We start from the raw sequence: 13,391 nt of genomic DNA on the forward strand, positions 1-13,391 counted from the left end.
TTTTAGTGAAGAAAATTTATCTTATTAGGCATTGTGAAGCAGAAGGGCAGCCACCTGAAGCAGCACTTACAGAAAGAGGTTTTAAACAAGCCATTCAATTAGCAGATTTGTTTACTGGAATTTCAATTAATCGGATTATTTCAAGTCCTTTTGTGCGTACGATACAGTCAATAGAGCCGCTTGCAAAAAGACTTAATTTGGAGATTGAAACAAATGATTTATTGACAGAAAGAGTACTTAGTTCTGAAAATCTTTCTGACTGGCTTGAAAAGTTGAGATCTACCTTTGAGGATTTTGATTTGAAATTCGAAGGTGGAGAGTCTAGTAATGAAGCAGTAAAACGAATCATTAGTGTAGTAGAGGAAGTTCTGAACAGTGAAGCTGAGAATACTATAATAGTTACGCATGGTAACCTGCTGTCATTACTCTTAAATCATTATAATAATCATTTCGGCTTTGAGGACTGGAAAGCTTTGCGAAATCCGGATGTTTTTCTATTGAAAAAAGAGAAGCATTCATTAACGTATGAAAGATTGAATCAGCTATCGTTAATTAAACCAACGGTAGATTTGAAGGAAGAATACCTCTCATTTTATGATGAATGGTTAGAGAGCAAAGAGGATATGGTACCTTGGGTTATTAAAAAAGATCCTTCAAACTTTGAGGCAATGGTTCAATTTTTACAGGATAATGAGCAAGGGTGTAATCTTCCTGAAGGCTGGGTGCCAGATTCAACATTTTGGTTAATAAACCAAGATAAAAGAATACTAGGTGTTGTTAATATTAGACACCGTTTAACAGAAATTCTATTAAATAGCGGCGGGCATATTGGTTACGGTATCCGTCCTTCTGAGAGACGAAAAGGATATGCGACTAAATTATTGTCATTGGCGCTTGAGAAATCTAAAGAGTTAGGTATTAGAAAAGCTCTGGTTTTATGTAATGAGGATAATACAGGTTCCTTCAAAACGATTATTAATAATGGGGGTATCCCAGATTCAGACTATATTGAAGAAGATGGTAATGTTATAAAAAGATTTTGGATAGAAAATTAATTTACTTATTTGGAGTTGACGTGGACAGGAGGAAAACTGGTGGTAACAGAGAAAGAAATCAAAATTGTTATCGGAGCAGGGGAATACATTAATAATCCAGGATGGGTACATACCCAGGAAGAAGAACTAAATTTACTTGATGAAACCACTTGGAGTAAAAAGTTTGATAGTAATACAATTACAGCAATATTAGCGGAGCATGTTTGGGAGCATCTTACATTTGAAGAAGGGGTGGATGCGGCAAAAAATTGCAATAAATACCTGAGGCCTTCCGGTTATGTTCGATGTGCAGTTCCAGATGGATATTTTCCTGATAAAGAATATCAAAATATAGTTAAAATTGGTGGTCCAGGCCCAAAAGATCACCCAGCAGCAAGTCATAAAATCGTACATAACTATCATACTCTAACAAAATTGTTTGAAGCCGCAGGCTTTCAAGTAAATTTACTCGAATATTGTGATGAAGAAGGTAACTTCCACTTCAAAGAGTGGAATCCAGAAGATGGAGTGATTTTTCGTTCGAAAAAATTTGACCCCAGGAATAGGGAACAAATGCGTGCACCTTCACTGATCTTAGATGCAATAAAGCTATGAGAGATAGAAAAGAGGCAGGAAAGTCCTGCCTCATATTATTAGATTTCCTTCTTCCCCTGATATTTCATCTTAAACTCTGCTTCACTCATGTTTGGATTTTTTCTAGGTGTAGTTTTGCTTAGTGCCTTCTTCATTTCAACATTTGCATCATCATTCGTATTGTACTTTCCATCCATCGTAATCCCTCCTTTTTAGTAATTAGTATCAAACCTAAGCCCTTAGTTCATTCTTTATTTTTTAGAGAAGGAGATATTGGGGTGAATATAGAAACGGTCACATGTCTTTTGACTAATACAAATCTAGGGAGAATAATATGATTAATTGGAATCAAATCTAATAGATACACCACGTGGAACGTTTGAAGTATTTAGTAAGGGTGAGGGAGAGCCGATTTGTGTCACCCGCCATTATTCTGAATTTAATGAAACCGGAGATTATTTTGCTGAAACTTTTACGAAGACCGACAAGGAACCAGAGGGAACGTCTGGTTCCTGTTGACAGGTAAATTCAACAGATACGGGAACCAGAAAGAGCGTCTGATTCCCGTTGACAATGGAATTCAACCGTTAAGGGAACCAGAAAGAGCGTCTGATTCCCGTTGGCACCCAAATTCAACCGTTAAGGGAACCAGAAAGAGCGTCTGATTCCCGTAGGCAGGTAAATTCATTCGTTAAGGGAACCAGAGAGAACGTCTGATTCCCGTCGACATCCAAATTCAACCGTTAGGGGAACCAGGAAGAACATCTGATTCCCATCTACAGTCATTTTCAAGACATAAGGGGTCTAGATGGTTCTCATATTATCTCTCATTTAACCGAAGGACGTGAACACAGTGTTACAAGCATCTATATTATTTATCCTTGCAGGCATTGCAGAGATAGGAGGGGGTTATCTTATCTGGCAATGGCTTCGAGAGGGGAAGCCTTCCTACTGGGGACTAATTGGCGGAGTAGTGTTAGCTTTGTACGGTGTTATTGCGACCTTTCAATCCTTTCCGTCATTCGGCAGAGTATATGCCGCCTATGGGGGAGTCTTCATCGTACTATCAGTCTTATGGGGATGGGGAATTGATAAGAAAACTCCAGATTTGTATGACTGGATCGGGGCTGGAATATGCATAGCAGGTGTTTTAGTGATGTTACTTGCACCAAGGAACTAATAAAGAGCTGGTGTCCAAGCTCTTTTCGTAAAATGAAAGCCCGAAATCCTATAAAAAGGGAAGAAACGGGCACTCATAAGTGTGATGAGAACCCGGAATCCTATAAAAAGGGAAGAAACGGGCACTCATAAGAATGATGAGAGCCCAAAATCCTATAAAAAGGGAAGGAACGGTCACTCATAGGGGTGATGAGAGGCCTAAATCATATAAATAGTAAAGTAGTGGTCACTCAGTAGGGTGTTTGTGATTCTGAGTCCTGCTTTTTGGGGGGCTCTGGCACAACAAATAAAAAAAGCTTGGATGGATGTCCAAGCTCTTTTCAACTTTATTTATGTGCAAGCTCATACGCTGCAATTTTATCTTCATAGTTGAGAGTTACTCCAATTTCATCCCAGCCGTTAAGCAGCATCTCTTTCGGATATGGAGCAATATCAAATGTAAACTCTAACCCTTGATTATCGGTAACCACTTGGTCTTCTAGATTCACAGTAAGTGTGTACTCTTCGTTCTCAGCCTTACGCATGATACTTTGAACTTGTTCTTCACTAGCTTGAATCGTAAGAATACCATTTTTAACACAGTTGTTTTTAAAAATATCTGCATAGCTTTGAGCAATAACCACTTTAAAGCCAAAGTCCTGAATCGCCCATGGGGCATGCTCACGAGAGGACCCACAGCCAAAGTTTTCACCTGCTACTAAAATAGAAGCACCCTGATATTTTCGATGATTCATGGAAAAGTCCTCACGCAGGTTACCATCATCATCAAAGCGCCAGTGATAAAATAAAAACTGACCAAAACCGCTTCGTTCAATTCTTTTTAGAAACTGCTTTGGAATAATCTGGTCTGTGTCTACATTATTTCGATTTAACGGGCAAACGACTCCTGTATGAATGCGTAATGGTTCCATTTATAGTACCCCCTGAGCAGTGAACTGACGAACATCAACGAAACGGCCTGCAACCGCAGCAGCAGCAGCCATTTCAGGACTTACAAGGTGAGTGCGAGACCCGTTTCCTTGGCGGCCTTCAAAATTACGGTTGGAAGTGGAAGCACAGCGTCCTCCTGGAGGAACAATGTCATCATTCATTGCCAGACACATACTGCAGCCAGCTTCACGCCATTCAAAGCCAGCTTCTTTAAAGATTTGGTCAATGCCTTCTTTTTCGGCAGCCATTTTTACACTAAAAGAACCTGGAACAACAATTGCCTTAACCTTAGGATTAACCTTGTGACCGCGGATGACATCGGCAGCTTTTCGCAGATCACTTAACCGTGAATTGGTGCAGGAACCGATAAAGACATGATCAATCTCTACATTTGAAATTGGCTGGCCGGCTTCAAGTCCCATATATTGAAGGGCACGAGAAATTTCATCCTTTTTATTTGCTTTTTCCTCATGATCTGGATTTGGAACAGAGGCTGTAATTGGGATACACATGCCTGGGTTTGTTCCCCATGTAACCTGAGGTTCAACTTCAGATGCCTCTATTTCAACAACCGCATCATATTGTGCACCTTCATCGGTAGCAAGTGCCCGCCATTTTGCAACTGCTTCAAGAAAAGCTTCACCCTTAGGAACATGTCGACGTTCTTTTAGGTATTCAAAAGTTGTTTCATCAGGAGAAATCAAGCCTGCACGTGCACCAGCTTCAATGGACATATTACAAACGGTCATTCGTTCTTCCATTGAAAGGGAGCGGATTGCTTCACCTGTATATTCCATCACATAACCAGTTCCAAATTGGACCCCGAATTTTCCGATAATCGCTAGGATTAAATCCTTCGCCGTTACACCCGTTCCAAGATTTCCATTTACCTTAACATTCATTGTTTTTGGAGGTGCTTGCCAAAGTGTTTGTGTAGCTAAGACATGTTCTACTTCACTTGTCCCGATCCCGAACGCAAGGGCACCAAACGCACCATGTGTAGAAGTATGACTATCACCGCAGACGATTGTTTTACCCGGCTGTGTAAGACCAAGCTCAGGACCAATAACATGAACAATTCCATTGTCAGGGTGCTGACGATCTGAAAGTTCAACACCGAATTCCTGGCAGTTCTCTTTCAATGTATCAATTTGTTTCTTTGAAATTGGATCCTTGATAACGTTACGATCACGTGTGGAAACATTGTGATCCATTGTCGCATATGTCAAATCTGGGCGGCGTACTTTTCGACCGTTCATCCGTAATCCTTCAAAGGCCTGAGGAGAAGTTACTTCATGAACTAGATGCAAATCGATAAAAAGTAAATCAGGTTTTCCTGCTTCTTGATGTACAACATGCTGCTGCCAAACTTTTTGAATTATATTTTTTGGTATTTGCATAATGTCCTTCCTCACGTTTATAGATTTAGTAAAAGGGAGGTCGTCCCGGATTAGATAAGTAAATTCTTAAAAAAACGGTTCCTAGATAGGGAGAAGCAGCTGGACTGATGAGCCCAGCTGCAATAAATTTTACACGTAACAGCTCATAATACATTTTGATGCGTTCTGTGATTTAATATAATCCACAATTAGACGAGTCATTTCTTCAGTACCCACTTGTCTTCCTTCAGGTATTTGAAGGTCAGCTGTATGGAATCCGCTATCTAACACAGACTGTACCGCATCTTCAATTAACTTTGCCTCATCATTGAGTTGGAAAGAGTAACGCAGCATTAATGCAGTTGATAAAATCATTGCTGTTGGATTTGCAATACCTTTACCTGCAATGTCTGGTGCAGAACCATGAACAGGCTCGTATAAGCCAACTCCATCTTCGCTTAAGCTTGCTGAAGCAAGCATTCCTAGTGAACCGGTTAGGACAGAAGCTTCATCACTAAGAATGTCACCAAACATGTTTTCTGTAACAATAACATCGAACTTGGAAGGACTTGTGATTAATTTCATTGCTGCCGCATCCACCAATACATGTTCAACCACGACATCTGGATATTGAGCTTTTTTCTCTTCCACAATTTCGCGCCACATTTTACTGGATTCCAACACGTTTGCTTTATCAACAGAAGTAAGGTGGCCACGTCGTCCTTGTGCAGCTTGAAAGGCTTTATCTACAATTCTTTCAATCTCTTTACGCGTATATGCAAGTGTATCAACAACGGTCTGACCGTTGTCACGGCGTTCACTTGGAGTACCAAAGTAAATTCCGCCGGTTAATTCACGAACGATTAATAAATCGCTGCCTGCAACAACTTCTTCTTTTAAAGGAGAAGCATGAAGCAAGTTTTTAAATCCTTTAATAGGTCTTAGATTTGCGTATAAATCAAGAGCCTTCCGAATACCGAGTAATCCTCTTTCAGGGCGTAAATGGGAGGGGTTGTTATCCCATTTCGGGCCGCCAACCGCGCCTAATAATACAGCATCTGCCTGTTTACACGCTTCAACTGTTGTTTCCGGCAGCGGAGTGCCGTATAGGTCGATGGCTGCCCCTCCGATTTCATGGGTTTCGAAGCTAAAACTGTGGTTAAATTCTTCAGCAACAGCATTCAATACATCTTTTGCAGAATTAATAACCTCCTTGCCAATCCCATCACCAGGTAGTAATACAATACGTCTTTTCATTCGAAGCAACCTCCTCGTCATTTTTTCATTCGCCTTGCGAAGCCTTCTATGCTTGAGCTGATGCTGCTTGAACAACAGCCTTAGGGGTAAAAAATACTCGATTTACAGCATTCAAGAATGATTTGGCAGAAGCCTCTAAAACGTCCTGAGCTGAACCTCGGCCACTTACCTGTACACCATCAACGGTCATTTTTACATGCACCTCAGCCAATGCATCCCGTCCTTGGCCGACCGAGTTAAGTTTAAAATCAGTTAAGTGAATTTCTTCTTTAATAAGAGCTTCTAATGTGTTCATTAGTGCCTCCACACTTCCTGAACCTGTACGGGCTGTTTCAACGCGTACACCTTCTGGAGTGGTAAGCGCTACAGTAGCAGTAGGGAGGTTTGCAGAACCATAATGAACTTGGAAAGCTTCTAACTCATACTTTTTAATGTCAGCAACAGCTGTTTGAATATCTGTCAAAATGGTAAATAGATCTTCATCGGTAACTTCTTTTTTACGATCAGTCAGCTGTTTAAAAGCCTTAAATGCCTCAAGAAGTTTTTCATCTGATAACGTAAAGCCCATATTTTCAATTTTATCTTTGAAGGCATGACGTCCTGAATGCTTCCCAAGAACTAAATCATTGGATTGAATACCAACCATCTCAGGGGTAATAATTTCATAGGTTAAGGTATTTTTTAAGACACCATCCTGATGAATTCCTGACTCATGAGCAAAGGCATTTTTTCCAACAACAGCTTTATTTCCAGGTACCATCATTCCCGTAAAACGGCTTACTAGATCGCTAGTGCGTTTGATTTCTTTTAAAACAAGATTCGTAGTAAAAGGGTATTTATCTTTTCTAATATTCAGAGCTACGGCAATTTCCTCTAATGAGGCGTTCCCTGCACGTTCACCAATACCGTTAATCGTACCCTCGACCTGGGTAACACCGTTCTCAATCGCAGCTAGTGAATTGGCTACAGCCATTCCTAGATCATCATGACAATGGCAGGATAGTGCAGCCTTATGGATATTTGGAACGTTTTCTCTGATATAACGGAACATTTGACCATATTCTGCTGGAGTTGCATATCCTACAGTGTCAGGGAGGTTAATGACTGTTGCTCCAGCGTCGATAACCTTTGTAATGATTTTGACAAGAAAATCAAGATCTGAACGAGAAGCATCTTCAGCAGACCATTCGATATGAGGGAACCTTTGTTTTGCATATGCCACCATATCGACAGAGGTTTGAATGACTTCCTCTGGTGTTTTGAACAATTTATATTTCATATGAATAGGGGAGGTGGCAAGGAAAACATGCAACCTTGGTTCTGCAGCATCCTTTAATGCGTCCCACGCAATGTCAATGTCCGATTTGGTTGCTCTTGCCAGGCCTGTAACGGAACTATTTTTAATACTCCGGGCAATTGCTCTTACTGCCTCGAAATCCCCTTGGGAGGAAGCCGGGAATCCGGCCTCCATGATATCAACGCCAAACCTTTCTAGTTGTCTAGCAATTTCAAGTTTTTCAAGCTGGTTTAAATTCACACCAGGGGACTGTTCACCATCGCGCAGTGTCGTATCAAAGATGTTAACGTGAACCATTTACCACCACTTCCTTCTTCTCATTTACTGGCTTATTTTTAATAAATGGCATTAAGGCACGAAGCTCACGGCCTACCACTTCAATTGGATGGTTGTTTTCGCTGCGGTTAATTGCGTTAAATTGTGGACGGTTTGCTTGGTTTTCCAAGATCCAGCCTTTCGCAAATGCACCTGTTTGAATATCTGTTAATACTTCTTTCATGCGTGCTTTTGTATCTTCGTTCACAACACGTGGTCCAGAAACGAAATCTCCCCATTGAGCTGTGTCAGAGATAGAATAGCGCATGTTTTCTAGTCCTCCTTCATATAGAAGGTCAACGATTAATTTTAATTCGTGTAAACACTCAAAGTAAGCAACCTCAGGCTGATAACCAGCTTCTACAAGAGTTTCGAAACCAGCTTTGATTAGGGCTGTAGTACCGCCGCAAAGAACTGCCTGCTCTCCGAAAAGATCTGTTTCTGTTTCTTCTTGGAAAGAAGTTTCTAACACACCTGCACGAGCAGAACCGATACCTTTTGAGTAAGCTAGAGCTAATTCACGCGCTTGGCCAGTGTAATCTTGGTAAACTGCGTAAAGTGCTGGAACACCTGCGCCTTCTGTATAAGTGCGTCGTACTAAATGTCCTGGTCCTTTAGGGGCAACTAGGAATACGTCAACATCTGCTGGAGGAACGATTTGTGTAAAGTGAACGTTGAAACCATGAGCAAAAACTAGTGCGTTACCAGCTTCAAGATTTGGTTTAATGCTTTCTTCGTATACTTTAGGCTGCATTTCATCTGGAAGTAAAACCATGACAACATCTGCTTGAGCAGTTGCTTCCGCAACAGTTGTAACCTCAACACCATCTTCAACTGCTTTATCCCAAGACTTTCCGCCTCTTAAACCAACAACTACGTCAAAGCCGCTTTCCTTTAGGTTTAATGCATGTGCATGACCTTGTGAGCCATAACCGATTACTGCGATTTTCTTTCCTTGTAAAACTGCCTCTTGAATATCTCCGTTATATAATACTTTTGCCATTTTAATCATCCCTTCGAAAATGTTTATTTTATTTGAGAGTAGGTAGTTAACTCGTTAACCTGTGGTTGATGACCGCGTAAGAAGGCGGTTAATCCTGTTCTTGCAATCTCTTTAATTCCATATGGGCGAAGTAAATCAATCAACGCGTCAATTTTGTCTGGACGGCCTGTGATCTGGATCGTTAAGCTGTCTTTACTTACGTCAATAATCAAGGCGCGGAATGGATCAATAATCCCGTTAATCTCGCTGCGAAGCTGTGAGCTGCCGGCTACTTTAATGAGTGCCAGTTCACGAGCGACAATTGCCTTATCTGTTATATCTGAAACTTTTAAAACATCAATTTGCTTGTTAAGCTGTTTTGTCACTTGTTCAAGGCGCTGCTCATCTTCAACTTCAACTACTAAGGTCATTTTTGAAATGCCTTCGGTTTCAGTAGGACCGACTGAAATACTTGAAATATTAAATTGTCGTCTTTGCAATAAACCAGTGACTCGATTTAAGACACCACTTCGGTCCTGAACGGTTAGCGATATTATCCGTTTCACGATGGTTTCACCCCAATCATTTCGTGTATCCCTTTGCCAGGAGCAATCATTGGGAAGACTTTTTCCTGCTGTAATACGCGGCAATCCATTAGAACTGGGCCATCGTAAGCAAATACTTCAGGAAGCTTGGTGATTAATTCTTCCTGACTTTCAATCTTTAACCCTCTAATATGATAGCTTTCGGCAAGCTTCACAAAATCGGGCTGCGAATGAAGGATGGACTCTGAAATGCGGTTGCCATGTAATAATTCCTGCCATTGTCGAACCATACCTAGGGCACCGTTATTAACAATGATGATCTTGACAGGCAGATTCTGTTCATAGATGACAGACAACTCTTGCAGTGTCATCTGGAATCCAGCGTCGCCGACAATTGCTACTACCGTGCTTCCTGGTGAAGCCATTTGCGCCCCGATTGCAGCAGGGAAGCCAAAGCCCATTGTTCCAAGACCGCCAGATGTAACCCAGCGATGAGGTTTTTCAAAGTTGTAATACTGAGCGGCCCACATTTGGTGCTGACCAACGTCCGTCGTAACAACAGCCTCACCATTTGTTACTTTATGAATGGCTTCAATCAGCCATTGTGGTGACATTCCGTTTGGATCGTGTTTATACCATAATGGGAATTCTTCTTTATACTTGTTTAATGTTTCTAACCAGCCTTCAGTATCGGGTGATTCTGCTGTCTGATTAATTAATTCAATCAAAGCTTCCTTGGAATCCGAAACAATTGGAATATTTGTTGGAACATTTTTTCCAATTTCAGCCGGATCGATATCAATATGTGCCACTTTTGCATTTGGAGCGAAGTGCTTTAGATTTCCTGTAAGCCGGTCGTCAAAGCGTGCACCTATATTAATCAGTAAATCAGTCTCGTATATTGCCATGTTTGCTGTATATGTTCCATGCATACCGCCCATCCCAAGAGAGAGAGGGTTGTTTGCTGGGAAAGTTCCAAGACCAAGAAGAGTGGTTACAACTGGAATCTTGTGTTTTTCTGCAAAAGCCGTTAACTCTGTAGATGCTTTACCGTGAAGAACTCCAGCACCAGAAAGAATAACCGGTTTTTTAGACTTTGTAATGGCATCAGCAAGTTTTTTGATCTGCAGCGGATTTGGCTTCGTTGTTGGCTGATATCCCGGCAGGTGGATAGCACCTTCCTCAGGTATCTGCGTTAATTCTCCAGCAGAGATATCTTTTGGAATATCTATTAATACTGGACCTGGACGTCCTGTAGAAGCAATATGAAAAGCTTCTTTTACAATTCTAGGCAGGTCGGAAATGTCTTGAACCTGATAATTATGTTTTGTAATCGGTGTTGTAATCGCCATAACGTCTGCTTCTTGAAAAGCATCTGTTCCGATGACACCTCTTGCAACCTGACCAGTGAAAATGACTAGAGGTAAGGAATCCATCATTGCATCTGTAATACCTGTAACCAGGTTCGTAGCGCCAGGTCCAGAAGTTGCTATTACAACTCCAGGTTTTCCTGTAATACGGGCATAACCTTCAGCTGCATGTATGCTTCCTTGCTCGTGACGGAAGAGGACATGCTTAATGTTGCCTCTCGCACGATAAATCGCATCATATATTGGTAGAACTGCACCACCTGGATACCCAAATAAGGTATCGACACCTTCATTTATTAATAAGTCAATGAGCAGGTCTGCACCAGTTTTCGGTGCCGTACTTGTTTGGAAGTCCAGCTTTGCTTCTACTTTCACCTCTTAATCCCTCCTTGTAGATATCTACCTAAATAGTAAAAGGCCATTTCGCCTCCGAATAAACTGCAGTTGAAAACAAAAGCAGAATATATCGGGGAGAAAAGGCCTTCCATTTCTCGGTACCACCCGGTTTTACAGCATCCTCACGAATGCTGCCTCTTGAAGCGACAAATAAACATTATCGCCTCTTTTGATAACAGGTGCCCTAATAGAACACCTGATTGAGCCTAATAAGTTAGGACTGTTCAGCTCAATACTCAGGGATGATGTCGGAATAAGGTGTATTACTGGGCTTCCAGCAACCCCAGCTCTCTGAAAATACATTTTCTTATTCCTTTATTCCCGTCATCGATTTTTACTATAAACTTTTCAAATCTACTGAAATGTCTTTAACCTCGGCTATTAAAAGGGAGCCTAAACCCTGGTTAGGTTAAAGCGACAGCATCTTTTAACTCTATATTTTCATAATCCCGCCAGTGTTGGCAGATGTAACTAACTTTGCATATTTGGCTAGGTAGCCAGTTTTAATTTTTGGCTCTGGCTTTTGCCATAAGCGTCTTCGTTCTGCTAATACCTCGTCATCCACTAGCAATTCAATGGAGCGGGCAGGCAGATCAATTAGGATTTTGTCACCATTTTCAACTAGAGCAATAGGTCCGCCTTCAGCTGCTTCAGGTGAAATGTGTCCAATTGAAATTCCGCGGCTGGCACCTGAAAAGCGGCCATCCGTGATTAGTGCGACTTCTTTCCCTAATCCGCGTCCCATAATAGCGGAGGTAGGGGCAAGCATTTCTGGCATTCCTGGTCCGCCTTTTGGACCTTCATAGCGGATAACGACAACGTGTCCTGCTTGGACAGTACCATTATTAATATTTTCTTGTGCTTCTTCCTGAGATTCAAAAACGATTGCTTCACCAAGGAAGGTTGTAATCGATGGGTCAACCGCACCGACTTTAATTACACTGCCATCTGGAGCAATATTTCCATATAGGATGGATAGACCGCCAACAGGGCTATATGGATTGTCTTTTGTTCGGATGACATTTTCATTTGTTATTGCGGCATCCTTCACATTTTCTTGAAGGGTTTTTCCGGTGATCGTTAAGCACTCCTTATGCAGTGCACCTTCAACTTTATAAAGCTCGTTGATAATGGCACTTACTCCGCCGGCATGATGGATATCTTCCATTGAGTAATCTGATGCAGGCATGATTTTAGCTAAATATGGAACCTTTTCAGCAATTCTGTTAATATCGCGTAAATCATATTCAATACCTGCTTCATGTGCGATGGCTAGGGTATGTAGAACCGTGTTCGTTGATCCCCCCATTGCCATATCTAAAGCAAATGCATTGTCAATTGCTTCTCTTGTAATGATATCGCGTGGACGTATATCATTTTTTACCAATTCAACAAGATGTTTTGCCGCTTGACGAATGAGTTCATGTCTTCCCACAGATGTTGCGACCATTGTTCCGTTACCTGGTACTGTCATTCCTAGGACTTCCATTAAACAATTCATCGAGTTTGCTGTGAACATTCCTGAGCATGAGCCGCAGGTAGGACAGGCGTTTGTTTCAATTTCAAGCAATTGCTGCTCTGTCATGGAACCACTATGGTAAGCACCAACACCCTCAAAAACAGAGGTAAGGGAAAGATTCTTTCCAGTCGTTGGAGAAACACCAGCTTCCATTGGACCTCCTGATACAAAAACAGAAGGGACGTTGGTTCTGGCTGCGGCCATTAACATCCCAGGTGTGATCTTGTCACAGTTTGGAATGTAAAAAACACCATCGAACCAATGAGCATTAATAACGGTTTCTGCACTATCTGCGATAATTTCACGGCTTGGAAGGGAATACCTCATTCCAATATGCCCCATTGCAATTCCATCATCAACGCCAATGGTGTTAAATTCAAAAGGAATTCCGCCGGCTTCCCGTATCGCTTCTTTTACAATTTCACCGAAATGATTGAGGTGTTTATGTCCAGGAATAATTTCAATAAATGAGTTACAGACACCGATAAACGGTTTATCTAAGTCCTTCACTGTTACCCCAGTCGCGTATAGCAGGCTGCGGTGGGGAGCACGATCAATCCCCTTTTTAATCATATCGCTTCGCATTTTTTTATC

12 protein-coding genes and 2 pseudogenes are annotated in these 13,391 nt (G+C 41.5%); 5 read left to right on the plus strand and 9 right to left on the minus strand.

What is annotated here, in order from left to right:
* Positions 1 to 5: 5 nt before the first annotated feature.
* The 3 genes and pseudogenes from H0184_RS21745 to H0184_RS21755 all read left to right on the plus strand — a co-directional run.
* Positions 6 to 467, plus strand: a pseudogene (locus H0184_RS21745) (histidine phosphatase family protein); the annotation flags it as partial.
* A gap of 66 nt (positions 468 to 533) precedes the next feature.
* Positions 534 to 1,055: a GNAT family N-acetyltransferase gene (locus H0184_RS21750; RefSeq protein ID WP_221828775.1), complete on the plus strand. Its 522-nt coding sequence runs from the start codon at positions 534 to 536 to the stop codon at positions 1,053 to 1,055.
* 36 nt (positions 1,056 to 1,091) lie between these two features.
* Positions 1,092 to 1,649: a class I SAM-dependent methyltransferase gene (locus H0184_RS21755; protein WP_221828777.1), complete on the plus strand. Its 558-nt coding sequence runs from the start codon at positions 1,092 to 1,094 to the stop codon at positions 1,647 to 1,649.
* A 38-nt stretch (positions 1,650 to 1,687) separates the two neighbouring features.
* On the opposite strand, the gene H0184_RS21760 is transcribed toward H0184_RS21755, so the two are convergent.
* Complete coding sequence (locus H0184_RS21760) at positions 1,688 to 1,825, minus strand: hypothetical protein (protein ID WP_221828386.1); 138 nt, start codon at positions 1,823 to 1,825, stop codon at positions 1,688 to 1,690.
* Positions 1,826 to 1,970: 145 nt separating this feature from the next.
* Between H0184_RS21760 and H0184_RS21765 the strand changes: the two are divergent.
* Together H0184_RS21765 and H0184_RS21770 are read left to right on the plus strand one after the other, a co-directional pair.
* Positions 1,971 to 2,117 (plus strand): annotated as a pseudogene (locus tag H0184_RS21765) (alpha/beta fold hydrolase); the annotation flags it as partial.
* Positions 2,118 to 2,481: 364 nt separating this feature from the next.
* A complete protein-coding gene (locus H0184_RS21770) occupies positions 2,482 to 2,808 on the plus strand; it encodes a YnfA family protein (protein ID WP_221828388.1) in 327 nt (108 codons plus the stop codon).
* A 325-nt stretch (positions 2,809 to 3,133) separates the two neighbouring features.
* Here the strand turns inward: H0184_RS21770 and leuD are convergent, their stop codons facing one another.
* The 8 genes from leuD to ilvD form a co-directional block, all read right to left on the minus strand.
* Positions 3,134 to 3,718 (minus strand): 3-isopropylmalate dehydratase small subunit, encoded by a 585-nt coding sequence (gene leuD / locus H0184_RS21775; RefSeq protein ID WP_221828390.1) that lies wholly within the window; start codon positions 3,716 to 3,718, stop codon positions 3,134 to 3,136.
* Positions 3,719 to 5,137 (minus strand): 3-isopropylmalate dehydratase large subunit, encoded by a 1,419-nt coding sequence (leuC, locus tag H0184_RS21780; protein WP_221828392.1) that lies wholly within the window; start codon positions 5,135 to 5,137, stop codon positions 3,719 to 3,721.
* A gap of 129 nt (positions 5,138 to 5,266) precedes the next feature.
* Positions 5,267 to 6,373 (minus strand): 3-isopropylmalate dehydrogenase, encoded by a 1,107-nt coding sequence (leuB, locus tag H0184_RS21785; protein ID WP_221828394.1) that lies wholly within the window; start codon positions 6,371 to 6,373, stop codon positions 5,267 to 5,269.
* Between the two features lie 46 nt (positions 6,374 to 6,419).
* Positions 6,420 to 7,967: a 2-isopropylmalate synthase gene (locus tag H0184_RS21790; protein WP_221828396.1), complete on the minus strand. Its 1,548-nt coding sequence runs from the start codon at positions 7,965 to 7,967 to the stop codon at positions 6,420 to 6,422.
* On the minus strand, positions 7,954 to 8,988 hold the full coding sequence (ilvC, locus tag H0184_RS21795) for a ketol-acid reductoisomerase (protein ID WP_221828398.1): 1,035 nt from the start codon (positions 8,986 to 8,988) through the stop codon (positions 7,954 to 7,956). Before ilvC ends, H0184_RS21790 begins: the two co-directional genes overlap by 14 nt.
* A 23-nt stretch (positions 8,989 to 9,011) precedes the next feature.
* Positions 9,012 to 9,533, minus strand: a complete 522-nt coding sequence (gene ilvN, locus H0184_RS21800; RefSeq protein ID WP_034677413.1) for an acetolactate synthase small subunit — start codon at positions 9,531 to 9,533, stop codon at positions 9,012 to 9,014.
* Positions 9,530 to 11,257 carry an acetolactate synthase large subunit gene (gene ilvB / locus H0184_RS21805; protein WP_221828400.1) on the minus strand — a complete coding sequence of 576 codons (1,728 nt, stop codon included), beginning with the start codon at positions 11,255 to 11,257 and terminating at the stop codon, positions 9,530 to 9,532. The genes ilvN and ilvB overlap by 4 nt, the downstream gene beginning before the upstream one ends.
* Positions 11,258 to 11,711: 454 nt before the next feature.
* Entirely contained in the window at positions 11,712 to 13,382 is a 1,671-nt protein-coding gene (gene ilvD, locus H0184_RS21810) for a dihydroxy-acid dehydratase (protein WP_221828402.1), read from the minus strand.
* Positions 13,383 to 13,391: the final 9 nt, after the last annotated feature.

Source organism: Neobacillus niacini (assembly GCF_019749295.1).
Lineage (GTDB): Bacteria > Bacillota > Bacilli > Bacillales > Cytobacillaceae > Neobacillus > Neobacillus niacini_D.